Source organism: Bacillus sp. ok061 (assembly GCF_900108285.1).
Lineage (GTDB): Bacteria > Bacillota > Bacilli > Bacillales > Bacillaceae_G > Bacillus_A > Bacillus_A thuringiensis_S.
The window spans coordinates 180,534-205,560 of sequence record NZ_FNUW01000007.1; the positions used below are offsets into that span (position 1 = coordinate 180,534).

The window sequence follows — 25,027 nt, forward strand, 5'->3', positions numbered from 1 at the left end:
TTCCACCAACTAACTTATCGTTAAGTTTGTAAATCCTAACTCTTTTTGCTTATGCTCTCTATATTTTGGCGAACAAGTATAAACTAATAATCCTCGTGCATTTGTAAATAACGGATTATCTACAAAGATTACATTTTTGAGTCGTCCTTTTTGCTTTAAAATCATTTTTAAACTGTTTTTAATAATTACTGCACCCCCGCCATAAATAAACACGTATGGATCATCTTTCATATCATCAATTTTATTTATAATATCTGTTGCAACACGGGCCGCTAAACCTAATAGTGCTGGCTGTGATTCCTCAACTAATAAGGTATTTCTCGGATGCTTATCATTTAAATAAATTTGATTGAATTCTGTAATACTATCAATCGTCTTAGTTGGATACTTCCGGTTCCATCTCGTAATGATTTGTAGTAACGTCTCTTTTACACCATAAGATAAACCTTTACTTAGTTGCGGACGGAAATTCACCCCTAATGAAACAACTTCTTCTGTCGTCCCTGCGCCAATATCAAAAGAGAGTAGAGTTTTATCTACAAAATCAATTTCAGAAACTTGATTTTGCTCACATTCTATTTTATGTTTCACAACATTTCCTTCTTCATCGTATACAATGCCCCACGTCCCAGAAGCACCCTCAGGCAGGCATTTACAATACTCAATTGAAACATTAATTGTCACATCGCGTCCGTTCGGATAATGGAAAATAACCTTATGATTTCCCATATAACGTTTTGCATTTTCAGCAGCTATTTCTTGTGTAATAAGCTGCATAGGAAGAGCGACAGATAAATCATAACGAATATTAATATGGCTAGAAGTTGGACTTTGACGCATAGCGCTTACCGCCAAACCTGATAGTATTGTAATAACCATTAACTCATCCGTTGACTTATTTGATTTCTTCTCTACCTCAGTACCTTTTAATTGATCTTGAATGACTTTTTCTCCAACGATGTATCGTACATTATTTAGCATTAACGATGGCGAACTTATAGTCACATCAATGTGGTTTTCTAATTCAGATAATGAAACATCTACCTCATCTAAGAGTCCTGTAGGCTCACCTATATATAAAGAATAAATACTCGGAATAAAAATAGGGTCTTGCCCTTTCACCATTAACTTCAAACCGTTGTTTCCTGCATCTGCACCAGCTTTTAAAAGTATAGACATAACTACCCCCTAAATTAATCTGACATCCCTTCCAAATATATGCGAGCCCATTCTTTTACATTCAAATGTATTGTAATTTTTTATTTATCATAAAACCAAAATATTGCATACTTATATATTTCGTGTAAAAAGTATTTGACATGATACTTTTCCAATTTTATACTTATATTTGTAAAGAGTTTTTTACAATCGAGGGGGCAATTATTTATTGAATACTAAAAAAACTATTTTTATAATCATTGTTTTAGCATTAATTGCAATACTAGTACATGGCACATATAAATACATAACTGAAGGTTCTATTTTGGGTGGTACGATTTTTGCTATTTCGTTAATACTTAGTAATTTAATTAATTACATTACTTGGGGAGATCCCCACGGTGTATCAGAAGAAAGTCAAGATGAAATGGGACAACAAATTACATATAAAAGCTTTAAAATTGCATATTTTGTGCTTGTAGTTGTAATGTTCCTTATATTAATCTTCTCTGAAGGATTTTCTATGGGGGCTAATTTAGATGGAGTAAAAAACCTCCCTCTGTTCATCGCAATTTGCTCTTCATTCTTTATTTATCCTATTGTCGAACTCGTAGTTGCAAAACAATATAAATAAAAAGATGAGGTTTTCTATATGTAGAAAACCTCATCTTTTTATATTTACATACTCTCTACAATTGCTTTTAATTTATTCACAGTCCGCCAATTCCTAACTGTAGCTGGTGTATGTAACTTCTGAAACTGGTTCATTAATTTAGAATTTCGAATGCTATTTTTGAAAAACAAATAAACGACCTTCTCATCTATATAGCAATCTTCAAGTTCACTTTTAAATGTAAGCAATTGACTACTCTCTTCTTCAGAAAGTACATTAGCTAAAAAAGCAACATGAACACTTTCTCCTTCTAACAATGAATGAACTTCATACGGACATTGTTTAATAATATTTATAAATTCATCATGTGTTCTTAGCATGACTGGAACATCGAAATCAAATTCTTTTTTTATTTCAGATTGTATTCGGTCCTTTAGAAAGTTTATACCTTCCTCAGATTCGAACACAATATTACCACTTTGTATATATGTTTTCACTTGTTTTAAGCCTATTGATTCAAACACTCGTTTTAAATCAGCCATTTTGATTACTTTATGGCCACCGACATTGATTCCTCTTAGTAATGCAATATAAAGTGTCATATTATTCCCCCCACAGTAAAATGAACTTATCAATTGAATCGATTTTCCCACTCATATTTCTCGGATATTTGTTTTAATTCTTCTAACATATCATGAATAGATAATACCTCAAATAAAATAATAGATTCACTTGAAAAATGATGATGATAATGATTTGGTTTATAATCTTTCAAATCATTTTTATAACTCCAAAATTGCTTGTCTAATTCAGCAATAAGTTTAAAATGTTCCTCATCAATTTCATTACAACGGTTTCTTAATATAGCAATTATAGAATGAATTGTCCGTTGTAATATTTCTCTTTCACTTTGTGACCAGTCACAAGTCTCAATTGACACTCGAGCTAAATTATCTATATGGTAAATGATTTGCTGTAATATATGAAGTCGCTTCTGCATCGTTAAAAAGCTTCTCATTTCCTTTTTTGTATGTTGATGATATTTCCAATCTTTCTGCTCATATTGAACAAATTGTATTGCCTTATGCAATAATAAAGTCAATTTAGATAGATCCTGAGCTGTCTCCTTTTTCATACCTTTTCCTGTAAGTAATGCAGTAATCCATTCTTCCATAATATTTGCTGTTTTAGCAAATAGATCCTCTGTACATCCAAAAATCGTTTTAGTGTAGTGTGGTGGGAAAATGAAAAAATTCACTAAAGTAGATACTATAATACCAGTAGATGTAGTAGCTAAACGAATTAAAAATGCAGTAAAATAATGATCTGCCGTAATTGGAATCATAGCTACAGCAGTTAAAGTTGCTACTAATGTTCCCGCATGTAACCTTAGTTTTTGACATGTAACAATCGTAAACATCGCAGCTAATGCATAAGAAATTGCTTGATGGCCTAGGAAAAATGTGAAAGTCATGGCATATGCCGATCCAATTGTTGAGGCCGGAAAGCGAATAAGCCCTTTTTTTATTGAGTCTGTTGCAGTTGGTTCAATTGTAACAATTGCTGTTATTACAGCAAAAATAGTTGGGATGTTAAAAAATTCACAAACTAACACTGTAAGAAAAACTGCAATCCCAGTTTTAATCACTCTTCCCCCAACAATATTCCATTGTCTATCTTGATTCATTTTTTATATCCTTCATTTCTGTTTCATTTTATATACATATATTATATATTGTTAAAATAAAAAAACCTACTACATGAATATTCAAGAGTAAGTTTTCTATCTCATTATTTCATTATAGGTAAATGCATTATTATTTGTTGGCCCATTGGTCCCATTCTTCTAAAACCTTTATCTTGGAAGCTGACTTTTGCATACAAATTTTGTGCAGGAATATTTCTTTCATTCACAGCAAGTACAACTTCATTTTTTATTGGAAAATAACATTTTACAAACTCTTCTAATAATAACAATAACTTTTTAGCGTATCCCCTTTTTTGTCTATTGTGATTAATAGAAAATGATGTTAAAAGTAAAGCATTCTCATTATCCGTGAACTCCTTTACTCTATCTCCCGTTTGCAATGCGAAAAGACCCACCGGTACCCCATTGTAATCTAAAATAACAATCACATTTTTTGTACGATCACTTTTTGCTTTCTCCAGTAATGCGCTTGGATCTGATGTAAACTGAACTTGTTCACTTGGTAAAGTAAATGTTTGTATAACTTCTTTATATTTCTCCTTATACGGAACTAATTGAATTTCCCCTGTGTGTATGTTCATGCTAAACTCTCCCATTTTTTTACTTATTAACTTATACCTTGCTGTGCTTTTGAATGCACTCTTCCATCTAAAAAGGTAATTTCAACAAATGAATTTGGAGCGTTTCCTTTCCAAGCAAAAATTTGTTTAATTTGTGTAGAATGCTCTACCCCTTCTTCTATAAGTAAATCCCCTTCAAAACCAATTAAATCTTTTACTTCTGTATAAGTCATTCCTTCATTTATGTTCGAGAAATGATTTATATTGATAGACGCTTTCTGTTGCTTTTCCATCACAGTAGAAGAAGTTGCTGTTTGATTTTTCACTTCTTTTCTTTGTTCACACGCTGTCATACTGAAACCTAAGCAAAAACTAAACAATATACATGCGCTTTTTTTCATCATAACAGTTGTCCCTCCCATCATAATTAAACCATATATTCCCTTGAAAATAAACTGAATATTTAATATTATATTCAAAAACCTCGTACAATTAAGTACGAGGCTAATTTCATTTATTCAAATGATTATTTGATTGATCATCCTGTTCTTTTCTTAGCTTTTGTTCTTCATCTTTTGGTAATTGTTTATCATTATCTTTAATTGGATTCGTTTCTCTATTTTCAATCATATCATTTGGAACTTGTGGCATTACTCGGCCCACAATAGCCGCTAATTCATCTAGTATACCTTCACCTGTTTTTCCTTTTTTAATTTGCTTTCCAATTTGTTTGAGGCGTTCATACGTATCAACATCTGCTACAACGACTGCATTAGCACCGTAAGGATCATTTTTTAAACTTTCTGCAACAGAGTATTTAATTGATTCAACTCGAGTTCGATCAAGTTTTGCTTTTACGTCTATACCTACAATTGCATATTTGCCGACTACTACGGCTGTCGCATCATTCACACCTGGCACACTTGCAGCTAAAGATGCTAAATGATCTGCTGCTTTTTCATTTGGCTTATTTGATTTATTCGTATAATTAACATTTTTCATTGAAACATTTTTTTGTTCCGGCTTTTCGTTTGGATTGTCTTTTTTTCCAATACTGCATCCAGTTATAACGAAGCAAAGCATCAATATATATATTAGAGTTTTCATCATTTTCACCACTTCACTATTAAGGTTTAATCATAAATTTTTTCAACAGCTTGCATTTTCTTTACCTTTTCCTCGGCCCCGCTATTAGCATTAATGAATATTTGGTACGTATCTTTTCCTAAAGTGCCTACAAATTCATAGCAAAGTACTTCATTATGCAAATCATTGACTACTACAGCTTTACGTTCTTCCATGACTTTTACATCCGGATTGATTTTCTTTCTTGCTTCTGCTGCAGTTAGCTTTGCCGATGGAACTGTTCGCTTTTGATGTGACGCTAAATATTCTTTTGCGGAGAACCCAACGATAGAACCATCATCTAAAGCAATTTTCATTTGAATTGCTTCTGGATAAATTCGTACTCCATTTTCATTTACTACATACGTAAATACACCAACATTATCATATTGAGAACTATCATAAAGCTCCATATTATTAAACTTATGGTCCTTTAAAAATTTCAAACCTTTACTACCTGCATCGTTTAAACTAACTTTCTGTTCTTTAATTTCGCGGTTATTCATAACCCAAATCGGATATCCGCCTTTTCCGGTAATATCCATATAGAACTCATTGTTCGTTGCTTCATCTTTAATTTTCACACTATAGAAGGATTCTTTCGCACCTTTTCCGCTTTTCTCAACATCTACTTTTTCATTTCCTTTTAAATTCAAAAACGATTTTGCAATTTTCGCCGCTTCATCTTTAGAAATTGCCTTTCCTTTCGCTTCAAATCCACCTTTTTTATTTTTTTGCGCACTTGTAAAGGTCGGTCCGAAGTTTGTAGAAGAATATGATGTTACGTTTTTCTCTACAGTTTTCAATCCATCAATAATTGTGTTATCTGCTGGATCGCGATTTGATGCAAGTGCCATTTCTACATCCATCCAGCGTAAATTATTTTTCAAAACAAGATGTTGTACTTTTCTTAGTTCATCTTGTATATTTCCTGCATTTGAATATAAAGTTTGCAACGTTTTATATTCTTGCTCATTTAACGGCTCTTTTTCTAAATCACGAATGGCTGCACGGTAACTAAAATCACCGATATTCGCTAAAAATTCTTCCGTTTTATTAAATGGCATTAATGTTAAAGGAAGTTGCCCTACATCTGAGCGAGCTTCAGATGTTAAACGCCATACATCCGCTAATGCAGGTGATAAAGATGATCGTGAATTCATCGCAAGTGTTGTGCCAATTTTATCGTGTAATAAATCGACTTCGTATGCTAAATCATGGAATGCACGTTGATAGCTATTTTCCGCTCGAATTAAAACCGCATTTTTCTCTTGGTGCTCTTTATAGCCCCAGTATCCTGTTCCTACTACGCCAACTGTTAATAATACAATGATAATACCTCGTAACATTGTCCCACCTCCGCTCTATTTACAGAAAATATGTTTACCGATTTTTTTAATTTGTGGACGAGTCCATATCCATTTACTAGTCGCAGTATCTGGATTGAAATAATATAAAGCATTTCCTGTTGGATCCCATCCGTTAATCGCATCTAAAACTGCTTTTTTTGCTGTTTCATTTGGCGTTAAATATATTTGTCCATCGGCTACCGCTGTAAATGCTCTAGGCTCAAAGATTACACCTGAAACGGTATTTGGAAATGATGCACTTGTAACACGATTTAAAATAACAGCAGCTACTGCAACTTGTCCTAAATACGGTTCACCACGTGATTCCCCGTATACTGCGTTTGCCATGAGTTGAATGTCATTTTGCGAATAACCATTCGGAACATTTGTCCCTTTATTTTGAGATGGTTTATTTTTTTGTGCAGTACTACCACTATTTCCTTTATTGGCAGTGGACTTGTCATACTTCGTTGCCTTCACGAGCATTTGCTTCGTTTTAGCTCCAGCTAAACCATCAACGGGTAATCCGAATTTCTCTTGAAAATTCCGAAGTGCCCAATATGTACCCCATCCGAAAACACCATCCACTTTTCCCGTATAAAATCCGTTATATTTCAAACGAGATTGCAGTTCAATGACATCTTCGCCAGATGCTCCTCTTTGAATGACTTGATTAGAAAAAGCTTCTACATTCTTTAGTTGTATACTACTGACCATTAAAGACAGTCCTATGAACGCAAGTAAAACTGCTATTTTAAAAATAGCTTTTTGGCGCATAATTTTCCCTCCTTAATTACGGAAATGATTTCTTGGTTATGTTTTGTAAAAGCCTCGCTTTTATGTAAAGAAGACAAAAAAATCCAAACTAATATCGTTGAAAAAATATGTAAACAATATAAAAAAAGGATAAAAGGAGTTCATCATGAAGAAATTGTTAAAACGTGTCGCACTCGTCATTCTGTTCCTAACAACATGTTCAAATATATATACAGGCTCATCAATTGTTCATGCGCAGCCGCCGTATGCCAAATGGGGTAAACTTGCCGTAGAAAAGACGAAAGAACAATACCCAAAAGCAGAAATTATTGACTATCTACATATAGGTAGAAAACCCAAAACAGTTCAAATAACTGTTGAAAAATTTAAATTGTGGTTACGTGAAGATGGAAAAGAATATGGTGTTTTTGTTGATGTAGAATTTGAAACGAAGACGGAGAAATTTATAAAGTTGTCGTTTCAGAAGACGAGTAGATAAAGTGAAACTTTAATCAGTGGGGGTTTTGTTCATCTCCCACTGATTATTAGTCCTCACCAATCGGACTTTTACGGGATAAAGTGAACCCCCACTGTTAAAAACAGAAACAGTGGGGGTTCTTGCATTTCTAAAATTCTTTCCTAAAATTTCGATTCCCTAAAAATCTTACCAATATACAAATAGCGCCAATTACAACAGCTATCCCTATACTATATAAAAGGACTCTACCATATCCTCCTATTCTCGGATCTAAAAAAGGATATGGATACCAATTTACGATTGGACCACGTAATAAGCTATATACAACGTAAAAAAACGGGAATAAGAGCCAACTTGCAGCTTGTTTCCAGGTGATTTTCTTATTTGGTGGATTTAAAATCCAATCTAAAAGCATGGTAATTGGCATGATATAATGCAGCACCGTATTTACCCATGGTATTGCAGTTTGAAGTGATTCTTCTAATCCTCTTAATAGTAAAAAATAAATCAGTCCTGTCGTAAGTATATATACCGTTGCCGCACCACGAAGTATACTAAACTGCTCTGATCGACCAAATGTAGCTGTTCCGATACTGCTTAAAAGGAGAATACATGCAACTAAAATGTTACTTTCGATCGTAAAGAAACTAAAAAAGTTAACTGGATTGAACGGTTTCGCTTGTGCCCTGATTATGAATTGCGTAATAATGGCGCTACATGCTAGAAGACTTAAACATAATCTAAATAAAGATAAAGTTTTTTCATCCCTCATACATTCCCTCCTTTTCTTATATATAATTGGAATTTCCCTGTACATGCTCAATAAATAATTTTAATGGAACGAGCCCACGTTTTGGCATATGACTACTTATAACAGCTATTACTTCTAACTGAGGAATGATAACGATGTATTGCCCGCCGTATCCCATAGCGAAATATATACAATACGGTATGTGAAATCTTTCGTTATGTAATACCCACCAGTGATATCCATATGCGCCGACATGTTCATATGTTTCAAATTGCACCCTGCTTGACTCTTCTAACCATTTCGCTGATACAATTTCTTCCCCATTCCAATATCCATTTTGTAAACATAATTTTCCTAATTTTAATAAATCGGTAGATTTCATTTTCATACCGAAGCCACCGACATATACACCCTGCGGATCTTGTTGCCATTCGTATTCGTTAATTTCTAATGGATCAAATAAATATTTCTTTGCAAACCGCTCTGTCGACATTCCAGTAGCTTCTTGAATAATATAGCTCAGTAAATGAGAAGAACCTGAATTATAATTCATTTTTGTAGCAGGTTTTTCAATTATTGGCTTTTCTAATATGTACTGTACCCAGTTCTCTGATTCTACAAATACATTTGGGAATACTACTCCATTCCCAAACTCTTTCCAATCCTCACCAGTAGTCATTGTTAATAAGTGATAAAGCGTCAAATCATGTTTTTCCCCAGGTACATTTTCAATCCACTCTGTAATCGGTGTATGTATATCATTTATATAGCCCTTATCAATTGCAATACCAATTAATAAAGATACGATACTTTTTGTAATCGAATTTATTTTATATAAGTTATTTGCACATTTAGGTGTTTTATAATACTCAGTTGTTAATTCCCCTTTTTGATAAACAAGAAATGTATTCACTTTTTTCTTTTCGAATTTATTTTCTAGTTGCTTGAAATCCAAAAACTTTACCTCCATTTAAATAGTTACTCCATTTATTATATCTTGTTACTTCATTTTAAACATAATTGTGCTCAAATAAAAATAAACCTGTCAGCCATAATGAACTGACAGGTTTATTTTTATAATTTCGTACGAATATTCCAAAGCTCTGGGAAGAATTGTTGATCAAGTACTCGTTTTAAATAAGAAACACCGGAGGATCCACCTGTCCCCATTTTATGTCCAATAATTCTTTCTACTGTTTTCATATGACGGAAACGCCATTGTTGTAGCCAGTCTTCAATATCAATCAATTTTTCAGCAAGCTGATATAAATTCCAATATTTTTTCACATCCGCATACACTTCTAACCACGCCGCTTCTACTGTTGCATCTTCTTCATAAGGCTGCGTAATATCACGGTTTAACACATCTTTATGAATAGGGAATCCTTCTTTTACTAATGCTTGAATCGCGACATCATATAGACTTGGTGCATGTAGCGCTTTATGAAGCCGTGCATGTAATTCTGGATCCTTTTCATAAATTTTTAATGCGTGCGGCGTTTTATAGCCAAGTGCATACTCAATCATACGATATTGATACGATTGAAAACCTGAAGCTTGACCGAGTGAATCACGAAACTCAATATATTCTGATGGTGTTAATGTCGCAAGAATATCCCAAGATTGAATAATTTGAGACTGAATTTTTGATACACGTGCTAACATTTTAAAAGCTGGTTGTAATTTATCTTGTTTAATAGATTCAATCGCCGCATTTAGCTCATGTAAAATGAGCTTCATCCAAAGCTCACTTGCTTGGTGGATAACGATAAATAACATTTCATCATGATGGTCCGATAATCTTTTTTGAGAAGACAGTAAACTATCTAATTGTAAATACTCCCCATACGTCATATTCTCTTTAAAATCCGTATGAATCCCTTTTTCCATAATTACTTTTTCATTTTCTTTCATATTAGCCAAACGCCCCTTTTATATAATTCTACTTATATTGGTCTAATAACGGCTCGAACTGGACTTCCATCTGCATCAGTTAATGCAAGTGGTAATGCAATAAGTTCATAATCACCGTCTGCTACATGATCTAGTACGACATTTTCTAAAATATGAATTCCATGTTTAAATAATTGATGATGCGCTGCTAATTCTTTATCATCTAGCGGATCAACTGATGGTACATCTACTCCGATTAAACAAATACCTTTCTCTGAAAGAAACGACGCTATGTCTGCACGTAAATGAGGGATCACCTCTGGAAATTCTTCAGCTTTTCCATGTGAAGATGTACGTAATAATAATCGTTCTACACCTTCTAAATGAAAGCTTTCTAATTCCTTTTTCCCGATGCTTTCAAGATTAGAAACGTCAATAATCCGTGCTGGGCCAACATAAACTTGAACATCTAAATCCAATACTTTCTTTCCATCATTATCAAAATGAAATGGTGCATCAATATGAGTGCCTGTATGAATACTCATCGTTAACTTTCCGACATTTACTGAGCCACTTTCTTCTTTTGACCATGAAACTTCATACGAGAACGGTGTGTCTCCTGGCCACGTTGCAATATTATTATTTAGCGGTTGTGAAATATCAATCCACTCTGATGTTTTCATATCTATGCCACAACCTCTCGCTTATTTTCAAACTGCTTATACTCTTCATTTTTCATAATTTTCTTTAATATTTGTACAGATTTCCACACTTCTTCGTATGTGTTATATAAAGCGACCGGCGCAAGTCTCACCCCATTTGGCGCTCTAAAATCTGGAATTACTCCATTTGCTTTTAGTGCTTTACATATACGTGCTGCTTCTGCATGCTCTAAATAAATGTGCCCGCCTCGTTTTTCATCCTCTAATGGATTTCCAATTGTAAATTCGAAATCTTTTAATTCATGTCCAATTAAATTCAGCATGTATCTCGTAATATGTAAAGATTTCTCACGTAAACGTTCAATACCAGCATCTTTGAAAATTTCAAGTGAACCAATTAATGGTGCTGTACTTAATACGTGCGGTGTACCAATTTGATAAGCACCTGCATGATCAGCAGCTGTTAATGTATGCTCCATATCAAACTGTTTATCTTTTCTAGAACTAAACCATCCAGACAATCCTGGCAGTCTATTAAAATGTTTACTATTTACATAAAGGCCTGCAACACTACCCGGTCCTGCATTTAAATATTTATAATTGCACCAAACAGCAAAATCGACATCCCAATCTTTGAAATGATGCGGAATAGATCCTATTGAATGGCATAAATCAAATCCAATGTGAATGCCGCGTTTATGAGCTTCCGTTGTTAAAAGTTTCATATCAAGAATTTGACCACTTCTATATAAAACAGAAGGTAATAAAATTAAAGCAATATCATCTTCCATCGCATAAATAATATCTTCTTCAGAAAGTGTTCTACCATCTCGGCTTTTCACTCTTACTAAATGCTCCTCTGGATCTAATCCTTTTAAACGAATTTGACTTTGAAGTGCATAAATATCTGACGGGAAAGTTAATTCATCCGCAAGTATTTTTGTACGTATTCCTTTTGGTTCGTAAAACGTCGCAATAACTTGGTGTATATTTGTAGTTGTAGAACCGGTTACAATAGTTTCTTCCGGTAAAGCACCAATAAGAGGGGCTGTAAGTTTACCTAATTTCTCTGAAAGGAAAAACCACGGGTGCTCACCTTCTGTCCAGCCGTCAATGCCATACTCTTTCCACGAATCTAGCAACGTAAGTAATGATTTCTCTGCTCTTTTTGAAAGTAGTCCTAATGAGTTTCCATCTAAATATATCGTTCCTTCTTTTTTATAGAATTCAGTTTGAAAATCTTTCAGTTCATCATGTTTATCACATTCAAGCGCATATTCATAATTCGGTTGAAATGGTTCTTTATACATGGTGTCACCTTCTCTTAATTTTCTTTTTATTCTAACTAATTGAAATATATCACCTCAATTGATACGACGTCAATGATATTATGTCAGTTGACTTTATATATGAATTTCTTTTACAATACAGTTATATTTTCAGATATTTCAGTATAAAGAGGTGATTCTTTGAAAAACAGTACCCTTTCATCAAGAAAACACCGCTCCTTAGAAACGAAGAAAAAACTATTACACTCTGGTTACACTATTTTTATAAATAACGGATTTCAAAAAACGACAATTACACAAATTATTAAACATGCAGAAACCGGTTACGGAACAGCATATGTATACTTTAAAAACAAAGATGATCTCCTCACCGTTTTAATGGAAGATGTTATGAATCAATTTTATGATATTGCCAAGCGCTCCTTTTTGCCTCAAACGAAGGAAGAAGCACATAAAATGATTCAAAATCAAGTTAGAGCATTTCTACAACTAGCAAAGAAAGAACGAGCTATTTTACAAGTTGTAGAAGAAGCAACCGGATTATCAAAAGAGATACGTCAAAAATGGGACGAGATACGGGAACGCTTCATAAACAATATTACGCAGGATATTACATACTCTCAAGAAAGTGGATTAGCACAGCCTGAATTAAATAAAGAAATTGTAGCACGTGCTTGGTTCGCAATGAATGAGATGTTTCTTTGGGCAATTGTGAAAAATGATAAAAAATTTGAGTTAGAAGAGATAGTACATACATTGACGGAGATGTATACGACGGGGTTATATAAATAGCACACCTGCAATAAATACGGTGTGCTATTTTACAACTATAAAAATATTTTATCTGGGTATGGCAATGCTAAAAGAGGCTTTTCAGATAAAGGGAAATATTTTAGTTTTAACGATTCATCATCTATCGATTTCAACTCGCCACCGCTAATTTCACACTCAAATACAATAACAATATATTCTACTTTATCGCCATTTGCATATGTATAACGAAACTCTTCCCCTCCAAATACGCCTTTTTGTTTTTTCACTTGTACTTTCAATCCTGTTTCTTCCCATACTTCCCGAATTACTGCTTCTTCTGGAGTTTCCCCAAGTTCAATTGCTCCAGCTGGCAAACTCCAGTATTCTCCACCAGGATATTGAAATAAGATTTTCCCTTGCTCATTTTTAATAACAGCAGCTACACTCGGTATTAGAATTAGTTCATGGCCTAATTGCTCACGGATTTTTTTATAATATAGCGACATCGACATATAATTCTCTCCCACTCCAATAATAAACAACTGTATTTTCTGACACCTATTGTATAATAATACCAATAACAATTTCTATATAGAAAGGATAAGAAAATGACCCAAGTACAACTAGTAAATAGCTTTCTATCATTTTTAGGTACGACAAAACAGCCTACTAGCTTAAAGTTTTTAAATGAGCTTATTAAAGCTCATCAAGAAAAAATAAAATGGGAAACCCTTACTAAAATAATTGACTGGGAAAAGGGTAATGAAACAGGTAATTATTTTCCTTCCATTGAGACATACATAAACCGTATTACAACAAAAGGTCTCGGGGGTACTTGTTGGACGCACTCAATTGGATTTCATTGGTTATTATCAAATCTTGGTTTTAATGTTCATTATATGTATATGGATCCCGGACATTTATGCTTACGAGTTAACTTAGACCAACCTTATTATGTTGATGTTGGTTATTGTGCACCTTTATTTCAAGTTTATCCACTTTACGAATCATTTCAAGTAAGTAACGTAAGAGAAACTTTTACTTATCAAGTATCAAATAAGGAAATTCATATTACTAGAGATCCTGGTCCAACAAAAACCTTAATTACAGAACCGATACAATTAACAAGTATGAAAAAACAAATTATAAAATCTAATGATTGGCGTACATCTCCTGTATTAAAAAAGATTCAGATTTTCGGTTATGTTGACAGTGTCCCAACTTCCATTAATGGGAATGTATTAAAGCAATATTTCGCAGATGAGAAAATGGAACATATCCTTAGCACTTCTGAACTTACTTATTGGATAACAAAAAAGTTTTGTATTGATAAAGAAATATATGAAAGAGCTATTGAGATTTTCACTAAAAAATCTTCAAATATTGAAAGTGGTACCCAATAGATTGAGTACCACTTTTACTTTACATGCTTTTCATTAGCGTACTTTTTCTTCAGTCATCCTACTCACAATTCCAACAATAAATTTATATTCAACCCTTCTCTTCTTATCTTTCTTAAAACCCTCTTTCGTATCAAAAATAAAACAAGTTTTCCGAAACCAAATACGTACGTATAAAGACTCAAAATAAATAGGTTTTATAATACCTCGTTCTTCAAATTCAGTCCCATCTTTATTTTCAGTTTCCGTTCGAACAAACCACCTATTCCCGATTCCAATTTCAATGTACTTCACACACTAACCTCCATTAGGAAATTTCCCTTCTAACAATTCTATTATTTCCCCGGTAAGCGCACATTCCGACAGAACATGAGCCCACAAAGAAAAAGTAGATTGCAAAAATCTACTTTATAACTTATATTTTTGCATTCGTTTATAAAATGTACTACGGGGTACATTTAATAGTTTTGCAGCTAACGAAACATTTCCATTTGTCTTTTGTAATGCTTCAATCATGCTATCACGCTGTATTTTTTTACGAAAATTCAATGTATGTTCTGTTTTATTTTCAACTTGTAACTCAAGTTGTTGTTGATTTCCCCTCATTGTTTGCAGCAAAAAAGCGACTTGTTTTTCGCATATTTCCCGTCCTTGCGACAAAATGTAAATGCGTTCTAATACATTTACTAGTTCCCGAATATTTCCGGGCCATGTATGTTGTAAAAATTGATTGTATATACTCTTTGGAAATACAACATTCCAATTCTTCCGTTCGTAAAAGTGTTGTATAAAATATGGGATATCCTCTTTTCTTTCTATTAACGATGGAACATATAACGGATAAACGTGCAAACGATAATATAAATCTTGACGGAATTTCCCTTCTTCTACTAACCGTAGTAAATCTTTATGTGTGGCAGTAATAATACGAATATTTACTGGTACCAATTTTGAACTCCCAATTGGAGTTATTGTGCGTTCTTGTAAAACACGCAATAATGCTACTTGCATCTCTGGTGGTACTTCACCAATTTCATCTAAAAATAATGTTCCTCCGTTTGCTTGTTCAAATTTCCCTTTATATCCTTGACGTCGCGCACCTGTAAATGCACCTTCAGCATAACCGAACAATTCACTTTCCATTAATTCTTTAGGCAAAGAACCGCAGTTAACAGCTATAAAGGGCCCGTCTTTTCTTGGACTATTTTCATGAATCGCTCTCGCGACATATTCCTTTCCTACTCCTGTCTCACCACATACATACACACTAGCATCAGTCGGTGAAACAATCTTAATTTCTTCTAGTGTGTGTTGAAATGCTCTGCTTGTCCCGGTAACTCCTGGAAAAGTAATCCCTTTTATAAATGTGAGAGCAGAATATGTATTCATTTGTTTGTTTTCCTTTAAATACATACATTTCCCGATCATTCTTTCATTACTATATACTGGTATTTCTAATTTAGTTTCCAATCCATGGTGCATTAACTCTTCAAGTTTCATTCTTGACCAATTATTTATTCGTTCACGAACGCTCTTACTCGCAGAAACGATAACATCACGATGATTACAAATAACTACTTGTTCATCACTATCAATGACATCTAAAAAACGATGGATTAAGTGTAATTCATTTTGATGAACTCTTATGCTACATTCACGTTCAATCGCATGTGCCATTGAAGTTACCATACCGAGCATATATGGATGCGAAAATTCAATTGGACATGAGAAATTTAGAACACCAATTAATTTCCCGTCATCGTTATGAATGGGAGCGGCCGCACAACTCCAGCTATGAGATACCACGGAATAATGTTCAGTACCACTTATCATAATAGCTTCTTCAATTTCTAGCGCTGTTCCAATTGCATTTGTGCCAACAGCTGATTCCGTCCATTTTACACCTTCAATAAAATTAATATGTTTCGCTCGCTTTAACGTTTGTTTATTTCCACTTAACGATAGAACATAACCATCTGGATCGATTAATAATGCCATCATTTGTAGTTCATCAATGGTTTTTCTCATATTTTGTATTTGAGGTAATGCTATATCAAGAAAAATTTCACTCTTTTTCTTTTGTTCTTGAAAAACATTAGAAGACAAAATTTTCTGACCTTTATTCATATAAGGATTCACATTTGCTTGTCTACATCGATGCCATGACTCTGAAATTCTTTCGTTTATACGGTTCGAATCAAAGACTCCTTCATCAATAAACTTTTTCCATGTATGTAAGTAAAACAGTGAAGCTAACATTGTATCATCTCCCTTTTAATTGTTTTGGAGATTTATAAAACATACTTCTATTATAAAACTGAATAAAAGCGTTTTCAATACAACTAGAAAGATGACACAAATATGTTAATAATTTGAATATATTAATGCGCGTCTTTATTCTTTTTTAGTAGCACCATATTTTGTATAATGGACGCAAAGAAAATACATAACCAAAACCACTTTTGTGGATTACCATTTATAAAGAAAACAATCACGGCTATTGCAAATAAAATAGCCGCTGATAAACTAATATATAATTTCGTTCTGACCTGCATTAGTCTTCGCTCCTATTATTTTACAGTACATACTAACTCTTCATTTTTCATCTCTACTATGTACTTCTGTAAAACATATTCTCTTCCGCCATGTTTTTCATACCAATCATGTATTCTTTTTACATGAATCTCGTCACTTCTAATTTTCGATTCAATTTCTTTATACCGTTCAAAACTATCATATTCCCATATGGCGAATACTTCAGACGTACCATTCTTATTACCTTTCATCCAGCGTCCTATTAGCCTAGAGCCATACTTTAATTGATTAGGTAAGTTCGTGTTATTGAAATGATCATTAAATACTTCTATGAATTCATTTCTCACTACATAGTACTTCCTTCTGTAAAACATTCCTCTTCACCTCTTTTATGAAAAGTATCAGTAGATCTTCCCATCACTACTGTATTATAATACTTTCCATCCGATAGTCTTTTGTCATTTTTCAAAATGCCTTCTACTTCAAAACCTAATTTTTTATAAAGATGAATAGCTTTCTCGTTTGTCTCTAATACTTGTAATGATATCTTTTTTACCTCATTTTCGTCAGCCCATTTAATAGATTGTTGTAATAGGCTCTTACCCATTCTATATCCCCAAAACTCTTTTAAAATACAAACGCCAAACTCCACTTTATGAGATAATCTCTTGAAATTTGATCCTTCACACCTTGAAAATCCAACGATTCGATTGTGCACTTCTACAACTAAAAAGAGATTTTTCGTCTCTTCACTATCTGTTTTTATTATTTTTTGAAATCCTATATCATCTATAAATCCCTCTCCAGCATCTCTATCCATATTTTCAGTTTCTCCATCAATCTGAACTCTAATTTTCGATAACTGCTCAGCATCTTTCTCAGCTGCAGAACGAATTGTATAAGTTAATCCATTTATATGAAACTCTTGCTCTTTTACAATCATGTCAAACTCCTTTCAAATGAATATAATGGCGCTATTACAACTTGTTTACCTTGTTTCTCAAAGTCCTGAACAGTTTCTTTACTAGCCTCTTCGTCAGTTATAATAATTTCAATTTCTTTTAGAGACTCTCCTCTTATAAAACAATCTATTCCAAGTTTATTATGCGGAACTAAACAAATATTTCTTCTAGCAATTTCACTTACTCTTTTACTAAAATAAGCAACTTCAGGTGTTGCAGTACTAATACCTTGTAATGAAATGCCTCCACCTGTAGAGAAATAAAGATCAATAGAAAATCTACTTATCAATTCAGAGGCAAGTGTATCAGTAATATTTCCTGAAGGTTTTACTTTTCCGCCAATTAAATACGTATCAATATTCTTATATTCTCGTAGATAACCAGCTATTTCTATAGAATTCGTAATAACCGTAAATGATACTTCCGGTAAATATTTCAGCATCGCATTATGAACGGAAGCCCCACCAATAAAAATTGAATTACCTTCTTGTATATAAGATACCGCAACTCTTGCAATTGTGTCCTCATATATTGAGCTATCACTATAACATTTAGCTGGTTCCGCAGCTAAGTTTCTCACTCGCGTAAGTTCAATTGCACCTCCGTGTGTTCTTTGTAATAAACCATCCTTTTCCATAATAGACAAATCTCTTCTTATAGAATCAATAGACATATCAAATCTTTCCGCAAGATCCTTTGCGATTACTCTTCCATCTGTACTAAGTAGTTCTAAAATTTTCTCTCGACGTTCTTCAGTAAACATGTTATCACCACCGTTATTGAAGATTCAGAAATTTGAACTTTATGTTAATTATATGCACGTTTCTTCCGTTTCACAATATTTTCAATCCTTTTTCTTCCGTCTTTATGCAGGTTTTCTCTCTTTTTCTATTTTGTTAACTTTACATAAAATAAATGCACATTTGCATATTCTACTAAAAGACTTCTATTTATTTCCTTATTCATGTAAAATTATTCCTATGTTTTACTTTTTAATACAGAAAGGGATTACTATGAAATCATTAATCAAAACGACATGTACAGCATTATTATTTACAGGAATATTAACAGGATGTAATAGCAATACTACACCAAAACAAGAAAAGAGCGCTCTCGAAAAGAATGCAATGCACTATGGAGAAATAGTTAAAAACGAATACTATAGAGCGACAGTTGAAAATGCAAAGTTCGAAAAAATAGACGAAGAGCGGCGCCTTACTACTCGTGTTATGATTAATAATGTTCGAGACGATGGACAAACTATTGATCTTTCGGAAATAAAATATTTCATACAAGATGAAAAAACTGGTCAGAAATATGAAGGTGAAGCCCATCCGATAGGTGACGAGCACTATAAAAATGTTCCACACGAATTCTCTTTAACTACTGACGTTGTATTTGAACTGAAAACTTCACCAAAAGATTTAAATAATATGTATTTATACATAGATAGCAAAGCTGCGCCGTTAACAAATACATATTGGAAGCTTGATAATTTAGTATCTAAATAGAAAGACCAGTCTTATACGACTGGTCTTTTTACATTCATACATTTAACTTTCATTAACACTTATATTAATTTTCTAATAACAACTTGAATAACATCAGCTAAACCAGTGTGCCCTTTCCCTTCAACTCGCTCTTGTTCTCCATTAAAGAAATGAATTACCTTATGTTCTTCACACCAAGTAAGGATATCAATTGGATCATACAGCATATCAACATCTTTTGGTCCACCAGTACCATAGTTTATTTGTTTTTTTGAGTAAACTTCAAACATAATTAATCCACCAGGCTTTATCGTTTGTATCATTTTATCTAATATCATTTTTTTATGATCATCATGAAAATGTCCAAATACCATAATTGCTGCATCATATTCATTTTCTGGCAAACTATCAGCTAATAAATCTACTTTTTTTGTATGCACGTTTACGTTATGCTTCTCTGCCAATTTTTTTGTCTTTTCTAATCCATCTTCTGAATAATCAATAGCTGTTACTTCGTTCCCTTGTCTTGCTAGAAATACAGCATTTCTACCTTCTCCCTCTGCGAAAGCTATTACTTTATTGTGATTTACTAAACGAAATCCTTGTTCTTTAATAAATGTATTAGGTTCTTCCCCGTAAAAATATTCATCTAATTTATATCGATCATTCCAAAAGTTATTCATCATCTTCTCTCCTTCTTCATATTATTTTCTAACTACAATTAAAGACATTAAAGAGTCTTTTTATCCTTAATTAATTTAAAAATAAAAGCAGATTAAAAATCCACTTTTATTTTTTTCGCAAGATCTACGATTTTTTGATTTCTTAACTCTTCTTCCATTTTCTCTTCTGCTGCGAGCATTGCCTCATTAATTAAACATCCAGGTTTGTCATGTAAACAACAGTCAAACAATGATGTTTTACCTTCAATTGCATGTATAATATTTAAAAATGAAATATCTTCCCAATTCTTACTAAGCGAGTAACCGCCCTTTGGACCAGATGATGAATGTATCATCCCTTCCTTCGTCAACTTAGTTAGTATTTTAGACAAGTACGTTGGTGAAACATTTTGCATTTCTGCTAATTGGTGAACACTAACTAACTTATTTGGTGTAGCCTTTGCCAGAAAAAGCATTGTATGAAGAGCATAATTTGTAGCTTTAGAATATTTCATAGTACAGCCCCTATTGTAGACTTCATGTATCTACAATAACTTTATTTTTTTATTATGTCAAACGTTTATAATACTCCATACAACATTATTTCTTCACAAATAATACATCTGCTGCGCAAATCGTCACTTCTCTAAATGGACAGTCAAATAAAACACCTAGTTCAAAACCATCTTCAGTAAGAGCTATTTCATGATATAGCCACCAAGCACTTTCAAAGTTTTCCGGCATAGAACACTTTGTTACTCCTATAAAGTGAAACTTTAATCAGTGGGGGTTTTGTTCATCTCCCACTGATTATTAGTTGAACCAATCGGGCTTTTACGGGCAGTTGATCCCCACCTAACTTCTTTGCTTTCGCTGCATTTTGAGGTGGGTGTCTTACTGCCCGTTAATGCGGGATAAAAGTTACTTCAAGTTTATCAAATTCACTAAAAGTACCACTGCAATCTAATACAATAGACAAAGTATCTTCTGATTTTCTCTTTACTACTTTAATCACACTATCATGTAGTGATGTCTCATGTAGCTGAGCGACATTTGACGGAAGTTTTTTCTCAATGGAATTAAAATATTCTACGTATGATTGATCTAATTGTGCCATTCTTTTCTCATAATCTATTGTCCACTCTTGCATAAGTTTTTTCAGTTCACCTGAGGGGTATTCTGAATTAATTGTGATGTTTTGTATAATTGAGTATATCGATTCAGGAAGGAATTTTAATAAATCTATTTTCCTTTCCTCTATTTCTTCCCTTAAACTTTGTATATCTATTTCCGACCATTCTTTTATAGACCCTATAAAACTTACAAATTCTAAAACTTGCATTTTTTTATACCAATCTCTTGTGAAATATTCCAATAACACCTCTCCTAAAATATCTTTACATCCAGTAAAAACAATACATCCACTTATTATATCATTCCAATAACCATTTTTTCTAAAGAAATAATGTAAAACTATAAATATTCTGCCTATTTTTTCTAAAACTTCATAATATTTACAAAAATATAAAATTAGAATACATTTTAGCTGTACAAGATTCACCTGTACAAAAATTCAAACAAAAAGGGATGGTTATATGTTGAAGAAATTAGTAGCAGGGACATTAGTAGCGGGTTTTGCATTAACTGGAGGACTAGGTGCGGTAAGTGCTGAGGAAAAAAGTAACACAATTAAGTCATTTGATTATTTAAAAGTGGATGAACAAAATGTTAATTCATTTGCAAAATTAAGTGATCATGATAAGAAAGATATCCAAATTACTATGGTATTACCTAAGCAAAATGAAAATGGAGATTGGCTAGCTTATGGTTTTACTAGCCGCGAAACATTGGATGCGTATATTGCAAAGGATAAAAAAGCAATTAAAAATAATATTAATCCTTTAGGTAGCGGTGCTGGTAGTACTGATTTTTATGAACATAAAGATAAAGGTGGTCAATATATTTACTGGAGCAGTGGCTTTAAAAACTTACCATCTAGCTGGAATGACAGAATTTCTTCTGTAAGTACAGCGTCGCCTTCTGCAAGTTATTCAACAACACTTTGGGAACACACTTCAACATAAGGATATGGAAAAGGCGTTTTATTTAAACACGCTGATTGGTACGGTAAAACTGCTAATTTAGCTGCTGATTGGAACGATATTACTTCAGCGATTGAAGTTAAAAAATAACAATATATTCCATTGCTAATAAAAAATCAAACCACTATTCTCTTATTTATTTAGAGAATAGTGGTTTATTATATTTCCATCTAAGCATGTACAGCATATCCTACCGCTTGCATTAACGCTTCATGAATAGCCTCAGATAAAGTTGGATGCGCCGCAATATAATCTCTCATTATATCCGCGGTAACTTCTGTATGAATCATTACGGTTCCTTGACCAATAAGTTCAGTTGCATGAGGACCGATAATAGAAATCCCTACAATTTCTTGGTATTTAGGTTCCACAATGACTTTTACTTTACCCGCTTGTTCTCCTAAAATAAGAGCTTTTCCATTCGCTGTAAAAGGGAATTCTCCGATGAGAATATCACCATATTGTTCTCTTGCACCTTTTTCACTTAACCCGACACTAGCTATTTCTGGAGTTGTGTATATACAATGGGGCACAGCATGATAATTTACTTTCACGTCTTCTCCGCTTGCGTGTAATGCTGCTGTCGTTCCTTCATGGAAGGCAACGTGAGCAAGCTGAATTCCACCTATCACATCACCAGCTGCGTAAATATGCGATACGTTCGTTTGCATATGTTCATTCACAGCGATCCCTTTATTTGAAAACTGAACTCCTGCCTTTTCTAATCCTAATTGTTGTACTCGTGGTTTTCTTCCTACAGAAACAAGAACAAATTCTGGAGTTACTTCGTGAGTAATTCCCTCGTATTCAAATGAAGCTTGCTTCTTATAGTTATTTAATCCTTTTAAAACTGCTCCCGTAAAAATTTCCACACCATCTTTTTCTAATTTTCCTCTTAAAATATTCGCGATATCTTCATCTTCACCAGGTAGTAATTGCGGTGCCATCTCAACTATCGATACTTTTGTGCCAAGTCTACTATAAATACTTGCAAACTCGCATCCTATTACACCACCGCCAACGATTAACAATGAAGATGGTACACTCTCAAGAGACATTGCATGGCTACTATTTAAAATCCATTTTCCATCGAACGGAGCGAATGGTAATTCTGTAGGCTCGGAACCAGCTGCGATAATAAAGCTCTCTCCATCGATTACTTCTTCTTTATTTCCTTGTACAACTCGCACACGATGATCCGTTTCGAATTTCGCTTTTCCTTTTACAACTTTAATTTTATTTTTCTTCATTAAATATTGTATTCCTTGGACGAGTTGCATTACAATTTGTGATTTCCTCGCCTGTATTTGACCCCAATCAATTGAGATATTTTCTGTATTAATCGTAACTCCATAATCATTCGCTTTTCTCACAATGTCATGTACTTCAGCACTTTCTAACAGTGATTTCGTAGGCATACACCCAACATTTAAACATGTTCCGCCAAGGTCAGCTTCATCAATAAGAGTGACATCTTTGCCATTTTGAGCCGCGGTAATTGCTGCTACATAGCCAGCAGGTCCGCCCCCAATAACAACTAATTTACCCATTCTCTCACCTTCTCTTTATAAAAGAATTGTTATAGGTTCTTCTAAATAATGTTTAATTGTGCGTAAAAATGCAGCTGCTGGTGCACCATCTAATACACGATGATCAAATGTTAAACTTAAAGGTAGCATACTACCTTTTTTAAATTTTTTCCCTTTATATACAGGAACATGTTCAATTGCACCTACACCTAAAATACCAGTTTCAGGTGTATTTAATACCGGTGTAAAATATTCAATACCAAAGTTACCTAAATTACTAATTGTAAATGTCGTTCCGTGCATATCATCACTACTTAAGCTACCTGCTCGTGCCTTTTGTGCCACATTCTTAATCTCTTTAGACAACTCTACTAAAGATAAATTATTTGCAAAGCGAATAGCTGGAACGACTAATCCTTTTTCTAATGCGACTGCCATGCCTAAATGAACATGTTCAAATTGATGAATTGCATCATCTATATAAGCGCTATTCATTTCTTTATGCTCTCCAAGTGCTAATACAACAGCACGAGAGACGAAATCCGTAATGGTTAGTTTGTTATCATATCTTTTTTGTACAACTTCTGCTATTTCTTTATGTAAAGCAACTAAATCTGTTACATCTACTTTCATCGTTAACGTTAATTGTGCGCTATTTTGTAAGCTTGCGTGCATACGATTTGCGATTGCTTTACGCATACCAGTAACAGGAACCGCGTTATTTTCTTCTCGTTCGGATACTTCTGGAACGTTTTCTCTTACCTCAAGTGCTTTTAATACATCTGCCTTTGTAATCCTTCCCCCAGGACCTGTACCAACTACCACCTTGATATCCAGATTTTCAGACTTTGCAATTTTCTTCGCTACAGGTGAAATTTTGATTCGTTGCTTCGCCATTTCTTTCGCATAAGGTTCTGGATGTTGTACATTTTGCGCTTCTATATTAGATGTTTTTTCTTCTATAGCAGGTGTACTTTCCTTCATCTCTACTTTTTCATTCGGTTTACCGATGTAGCAAATTACAGTACCAGGCGGCACTCCTTCATCTTCACTTACAGCTATATCAAGTACCGTACCATCAGCTGGCGCTTCAATTTCCGTTTCAATTTTTTCTGAATTAATACTAGCGATCAGTTCTCCTTTTGCTACATTATCGCCTGCTTTAATATTCCAGCTCGTAATAATACCTTCTTTCATCGCCATACCTAACTTCGGCATTACAACTTCTACAGCCATGTGTCTCTCTCCCTTC

Annotated in this window: 29 protein-coding genes and 3 pseudogenes; 6 read left to right on the top strand and 26 right to left on the bottom strand. The window is 33.6% G+C overall.

Annotation, left to right across the window (positions count from 1 at the left end; all coding sequences use genetic code 11):
- Positions 1-9 precede the first annotated feature (9 nt).
- Entirely contained in the window at positions 10-1,179 is a 1,170-nt protein-coding gene (locus tag C4S65_RS12435; RefSeq protein ID WP_000025622.1) for a ParM/StbA family protein, read from the bottom strand.
- A gap of 208 nt (positions 1,180-1,387) precedes the next feature.
- Here C4S65_RS12435 and C4S65_RS12440 point away from each other — a divergent pair, with 208 nt between their 5' ends.
- Positions 1,388-1,792, top strand: a complete 405-nt coding sequence (locus tag C4S65_RS12440; RefSeq protein WP_001093144.1) for a hypothetical protein — start codon at positions 1,388-1,390, stop codon at positions 1,790-1,792.
- A 44-nt stretch (positions 1,793-1,836) separates the two neighbouring features.
- Here the strand turns inward: C4S65_RS12440 and C4S65_RS12445 are convergent, their stop codons facing one another.
- The 7 genes from C4S65_RS12445 to sleB all read right to left on the bottom strand — a co-directional run bounded on the left by C4S65_RS12445 (position 1,837) and on the right by sleB (position 7,290).
- Complete coding sequence (locus C4S65_RS12445; RefSeq protein ID WP_061666107.1) at positions 1,837-2,373, bottom strand: DUF1697 domain-containing protein; 537 nt, start codon at positions 2,371-2,373, stop codon at positions 1,837-1,839.
- 29 nt (positions 2,374-2,402) lie between these two features.
- On the bottom strand, positions 2,403-3,458 hold the full coding sequence (locus C4S65_RS12450; RefSeq protein WP_086406262.1) for an aromatic acid exporter family protein: 1,056 nt from the start codon (positions 3,456-3,458) through the stop codon (positions 2,403-2,405).
- Positions 3,459-3,562: 104 nt separating this feature from the next.
- Positions 3,563-4,075, bottom strand: coding sequence for a GNAT family N-acetyltransferase (locus tag C4S65_RS12455; RefSeq protein ID WP_141551095.1), 513 nt, complete (start codon positions 4,073-4,075; stop codon positions 3,563-3,565).
- Positions 4,076-4,086: 11 nt separating this feature from the next.
- Positions 4,087-4,443, bottom strand: a complete 357-nt coding sequence (locus C4S65_RS12460) for a hypothetical protein (RefSeq protein ID WP_061666104.1) — start codon at positions 4,441-4,443, stop codon at positions 4,087-4,089.
- Positions 4,444-4,549: 106 nt separating this feature from the next.
- Positions 4,550-5,146: a YhcN/YlaJ family sporulation lipoprotein gene (locus tag C4S65_RS12465; protein WP_103945248.1), complete on the bottom strand. Its 597-nt coding sequence runs from the start codon at positions 5,144-5,146 to the stop codon at positions 4,550-4,552.
- A 26-nt stretch (positions 5,147-5,172) separates the two neighbouring features.
- On the bottom strand, positions 5,173-6,513 hold the full coding sequence (gene ypeB, locus C4S65_RS12470) for a germination protein YpeB (protein ID WP_000943735.1): 1,341 nt from the start codon (positions 6,511-6,513) through the stop codon (positions 5,173-5,175).
- Positions 6,514-6,528: 15 nt separating this feature from the next.
- Positions 6,529-7,290, bottom strand: coding sequence for a spore cortex-lytic enzyme (gene sleB, locus C4S65_RS12475; RefSeq protein WP_001249046.1), 762 nt, complete (start codon positions 7,288-7,290; stop codon positions 6,529-6,531).
- Positions 7,291-7,435: 145 nt separating this feature from the next.
- Between sleB and C4S65_RS12480 the strand changes: the two genes are divergently transcribed.
- Positions 7,436-7,768: a DUF3889 domain-containing protein gene (locus C4S65_RS12480; protein ID WP_000734901.1), complete on the top strand. Its 333-nt coding sequence runs from the start codon at positions 7,436-7,438 to the stop codon at positions 7,766-7,768.
- Between the two features lie 127 nt (positions 7,769-7,895).
- Here the strand turns inward: C4S65_RS12480 and C4S65_RS12485 are convergent, their stop codons facing one another.
- The 5 genes from C4S65_RS12485 to kynU form a co-directional block, all read right to left on the bottom strand.
- Entirely contained in the window at positions 7,896-8,519 is a 624-nt protein-coding gene (locus C4S65_RS12485) for a Pr6Pr family membrane protein (RefSeq protein ID WP_001204115.1), read from the bottom strand.
- Positions 8,520-8,535: 16 nt separating this feature from the next.
- Positions 8,536-9,453, bottom strand: coding sequence for a serine hydrolase (locus C4S65_RS12490; protein WP_061666103.1), 918 nt, complete (start codon positions 9,451-9,453; stop codon positions 8,536-8,538).
- A 119-nt stretch (positions 9,454-9,572) separates the two neighbouring features.
- The gene (kynA, locus tag C4S65_RS12495; protein WP_000661956.1) at positions 9,573-10,412 is read right to left on the bottom strand and encodes a tryptophan 2,3-dioxygenase; all 840 of its coding nucleotides are present in this window, start codon (positions 10,410-10,412) and stop codon (positions 9,573-9,575) included.
- Between the two features lie 32 nt (positions 10,413-10,444).
- Positions 10,445-11,074, bottom strand: coding sequence for an arylformamidase (gene kynB, locus C4S65_RS12500; RefSeq protein ID WP_000858072.1), 630 nt, complete (start codon positions 11,072-11,074; stop codon positions 10,445-10,447).
- 2 nt (positions 11,075-11,076) lie between these two features.
- Entirely contained in the window at positions 11,077-12,363 is a 1,287-nt protein-coding gene (gene kynU / locus C4S65_RS12505; RefSeq protein WP_061666101.1) for a kynureninase, read from the bottom strand.
- Positions 12,364-12,522: 159 nt separating this feature from the next.
- On the opposite strand from kynU, the gene C4S65_RS12510 reads away from it, so the two are divergent.
- Positions 12,523-13,134, top strand: coding sequence for a TetR/AcrR family transcriptional regulator (locus tag C4S65_RS12510; protein WP_098838498.1), 612 nt, complete (start codon positions 12,523-12,525; stop codon positions 13,132-13,134).
- Between the two features lie 35 nt (positions 13,135-13,169).
- On the opposite strand, the gene C4S65_RS12515 is transcribed toward C4S65_RS12510, so the two are convergent.
- The gene (locus tag C4S65_RS12515; protein ID WP_086406266.1) at positions 13,170-13,607 is read right to left on the bottom strand and encodes an NUDIX domain-containing protein; all 438 of its coding nucleotides are present in this window, start codon (positions 13,605-13,607) and stop codon (positions 13,170-13,172) included.
- A 96-nt stretch (positions 13,608-13,703) separates the two neighbouring features.
- Between C4S65_RS12515 and C4S65_RS12525 the strand changes: the two genes are divergently transcribed.
- Positions 13,704-14,498, top strand: a complete 795-nt coding sequence (locus tag C4S65_RS12525; RefSeq protein WP_098838497.1) for an arylamine N-acetyltransferase — start codon at positions 13,704-13,706, stop codon at positions 14,496-14,498.
- 33 nt (positions 14,499-14,531) lie between these two features.
- Here the strand turns inward: C4S65_RS12525 and C4S65_RS12530 are convergent, their stop codons facing one another.
- From C4S65_RS12530 to C4S65_RS12555, 6 genes are all read right to left on the bottom strand, one after another.
- The gene (locus tag C4S65_RS12530) at positions 14,532-14,789 is read right to left on the bottom strand and encodes a DUF3977 family protein (protein ID WP_061666099.1); all 258 of its coding nucleotides are present in this window, start codon (positions 14,787-14,789) and stop codon (positions 14,532-14,534) included.
- A 114-nt stretch (positions 14,790-14,903) separates the two neighbouring features.
- Positions 14,904-16,754, bottom strand: coding sequence for a sigma-54-dependent Fis family transcriptional regulator (locus C4S65_RS12535; protein WP_103945249.1), 1,851 nt, complete (start codon positions 16,752-16,754; stop codon positions 14,904-14,906).
- A gap of 122 nt (positions 16,755-16,876) precedes the next feature.
- Positions 16,877-17,050, bottom strand: coding sequence for a hypothetical protein (locus tag C4S65_RS34355; RefSeq protein ID WP_001198098.1), 174 nt, complete (start codon positions 17,048-17,050; stop codon positions 16,877-16,879).
- Positions 17,051-17,065: 15 nt separating this feature from the next.
- Complete coding sequence (locus tag C4S65_RS12545) at positions 17,066-17,404, bottom strand: NIPSNAP family protein (RefSeq protein ID WP_086406267.1); 339 nt, start codon at positions 17,402-17,404, stop codon at positions 17,066-17,068.
- Complete coding sequence (locus C4S65_RS12550; protein WP_061666096.1) at positions 17,377-17,973, bottom strand: GNAT family N-acetyltransferase; 597 nt, start codon at positions 17,971-17,973, stop codon at positions 17,377-17,379. Before C4S65_RS12550 ends, C4S65_RS12545 begins: the two co-directional genes overlap by 28 nt.
- Positions 17,970-18,755: a DeoR/GlpR family DNA-binding transcription regulator gene (locus tag C4S65_RS12555; protein WP_086406269.1), complete on the bottom strand. Its 786-nt coding sequence runs from the start codon at positions 18,753-18,755 to the stop codon at positions 17,970-17,972. The genes C4S65_RS12550 and C4S65_RS12555 overlap by 4 nt, the downstream gene beginning before the upstream one ends.
- 250 nt (positions 18,756-19,005) lie before the next feature.
- On the opposite strand from C4S65_RS12555, the gene C4S65_RS12560 reads away from it, so the two are divergent.
- The gene (locus C4S65_RS12560; protein WP_000838461.1) at positions 19,006-19,503 is read left to right on the top strand and encodes a hypothetical protein; all 498 of its coding nucleotides are present in this window, start codon (positions 19,006-19,008) and stop codon (positions 19,501-19,503) included.
- 59 nt (positions 19,504-19,562) lie between these two features.
- Here the strand turns inward: C4S65_RS12560 and C4S65_RS12565 are convergent, their stop codons facing one another.
- The 4 genes and pseudogenes from C4S65_RS12565 to C4S65_RS12580 form a co-directional block, all read right to left on the bottom strand.
- On the bottom strand, positions 19,563-20,168 hold the full coding sequence (locus C4S65_RS12565) for a class I SAM-dependent methyltransferase (protein WP_061666094.1): 606 nt from the start codon (positions 20,166-20,168) through the stop codon (positions 19,563-19,565).
- An 89-nt stretch (positions 20,169-20,257) separates the two neighbouring features.
- Complete coding sequence (locus C4S65_RS12570; RefSeq protein WP_098838495.1) at positions 20,258-20,659, bottom strand: Rrf2 family transcriptional regulator; 402 nt, start codon at positions 20,657-20,659, stop codon at positions 20,258-20,260.
- An 85-nt stretch (positions 20,660-20,744) separates the two neighbouring features.
- A pseudogene (locus C4S65_RS12575) lies at positions 20,745-20,912 on the bottom strand (DUF4085 family protein); the annotation flags it as partial.
- 145 nt (positions 20,913-21,057) lie between these two features.
- Positions 21,058-21,519 (bottom strand): annotated as a pseudogene (locus C4S65_RS12580) (DUF4085 family protein); the annotation flags it as partial.
- Positions 21,520-21,739: 220 nt separating this feature from the next.
- Between C4S65_RS12580 and C4S65_RS12585 the strand changes: the two are divergent.
- Positions 21,740-22,336: pseudogene (locus tag C4S65_RS12585) on the top strand (hypothetical protein).
- An 80-nt stretch (positions 22,337-22,416) separates the two neighbouring features.
- Here the strand turns inward: C4S65_RS12585 and lpdA are convergent.
- Both lpdA and C4S65_RS12595 read right to left on the bottom strand, forming a co-directional pair.
- Positions 22,417-23,796 (bottom strand): dihydrolipoyl dehydrogenase, encoded by a 1,380-nt coding sequence (gene lpdA / locus C4S65_RS12590; protein ID WP_061666093.1) that lies wholly within the window; start codon positions 23,794-23,796, stop codon positions 22,417-22,419.
- 15 nt (positions 23,797-23,811) lie between these two features.
- Positions 23,812-25,011, bottom strand: coding sequence for a dihydrolipoamide acetyltransferase family protein (locus C4S65_RS12595; RefSeq protein WP_000257759.1), 1,200 nt, complete (start codon positions 25,009-25,011; stop codon positions 23,812-23,814).
- Positions 25,012-25,027: the final 16 nt, after the last annotated feature.

Bases quoted from the DNA above. Each gene is read 5' to 3' on its own strand.
- C4S65_RS12435 (WP_000025622.1), bottom strand. From the start codon at position 1,179: ATGTCTATACTTTTAAAAGCTGGTGCAGATGCAGGAAACAACGGTTTG.
- C4S65_RS12445 (WP_061666107.1), bottom strand. From the start codon at position 2,373: ATGACACTTTATATTGCATTACTAAGAGGAATCAATGTCGGTGGCCAT.
- C4S65_RS12450 (WP_086406262.1), bottom strand. From the start codon at position 3,458: ATGAATCAAGATAGACAATGGAATATTGTTGGGGGAAGAGTGATTAAA.
- C4S65_RS12455 (WP_141551095.1), bottom strand. From the start codon at position 4,075: ATGGGAGAGTTTAGCATGAACATACACACAGGGGAAATTCAATTAGTT.
- C4S65_RS12460 (WP_061666104.1), bottom strand. From the start codon at position 4,443: ATGATGAAAAAAAGCGCATGTATATTGTTTAGTTTTTGCTTAGGTTTC.
- C4S65_RS12465 (WP_103945248.1), bottom strand. From the start codon at position 5,146: ATGAAAACTCTAATATATATATTGATGCTTTGCTTCGTTATAACTGGA.
- ypeB (WP_000943735.1), bottom strand. From the start codon at position 6,513: ATGTTACGAGGTATTATCATTGTATTATTAACAGTTGGCGTAGTAGGA.
- sleB (WP_001249046.1), bottom strand. From the start codon at position 7,290: ATGCGCCAAAAAGCTATTTTTAAAATAGCAGTTTTACTTGCGTTCATA.
- C4S65_RS12480 (WP_000734901.1), top strand. From the start codon at position 7,436: ATGAAGAAATTGTTAAAACGTGTCGCACTCGTCATTCTGTTCCTAACA.
- C4S65_RS12485 (WP_001204115.1), bottom strand. From the start codon at position 8,519: ATGAGGGATGAAAAAACTTTATCTTTATTTAGATTATGTTTAAGTCTT.
- kynA (WP_000661956.1), bottom strand. From the start codon at position 10,412: ATGAAAGAAAATGAAAAAGTAATTATGGAAAAAGGGATTCATACGGAT.
- kynB (WP_000858072.1), bottom strand. From the start codon at position 11,074: ATGAAAACATCAGAGTGGATTGATATTTCACAACCGCTAAATAATAAT.
- kynU (WP_061666101.1), bottom strand. From the start codon at position 12,363: ATGTATAAAGAACCATTTCAACCGAATTATGAATATGCGCTTGAATGT.
- C4S65_RS12515 (WP_086406266.1), bottom strand. From the start codon at position 13,607: ATGTCGATGTCGCTATATTATAAAAAAATCCGTGAGCAATTAGGCCAT.
- C4S65_RS12525 (WP_098838497.1), top strand. From the start codon at position 13,704: ATGACCCAAGTACAACTAGTAAATAGCTTTCTATCATTTTTAGGTACG.
- C4S65_RS12535 (WP_103945249.1), bottom strand. From the start codon at position 16,754: ATGTTAGCTTCACTGTTTTACTTACATACATGGAAAAAGTTTATTGAT.
- C4S65_RS34355 (WP_001198098.1), bottom strand. From the start codon at position 17,050: ATGCAGGTCAGAACGAAATTATATATTAGTTTATCAGCGGCTATTTTA.
- C4S65_RS12545 (WP_086406267.1), bottom strand. From the start codon at position 17,404: ATGTTTTACAGAAGGAAGTACTATGTAGTGAGAAATGAATTCATAGAA.
- C4S65_RS12550 (WP_061666096.1), bottom strand. From the start codon at position 17,973: ATGATTGTAAAAGAGCAAGAGTTTCATATAAATGGATTAACTTATACA.
- C4S65_RS12555 (WP_086406269.1), bottom strand. From the start codon at position 18,755: ATGTTTACTGAAGAACGTCGAGAGAAAATTTTAGAACTACTTAGTACA.
- C4S65_RS12560 (WP_000838461.1), top strand. From the start codon at position 19,006: ATGAAATCATTAATCAAAACGACATGTACAGCATTATTATTTACAGGA.
- C4S65_RS12565 (WP_061666094.1), bottom strand. From the start codon at position 20,168: ATGATGAATAACTTTTGGAATGATCGATATAAATTAGATGAATATTTT.
- C4S65_RS12570 (WP_098838495.1), bottom strand. From the start codon at position 20,659: ATGAAATATTCTAAAGCTACAAATTATGCTCTTCATACAATGCTTTTT.
- lpdA (WP_061666093.1), bottom strand. From the start codon at position 23,796: ATGGGTAAATTAGTTGTTATTGGGGGCGGACCTGCTGGCTATGTAGCA.
- C4S65_RS12595 (WP_000257759.1), bottom strand. From the start codon at position 25,011: ATGGCTGTAGAAGTTGTAATGCCGAAGTTAGGTATGGCGATGAAAGAA.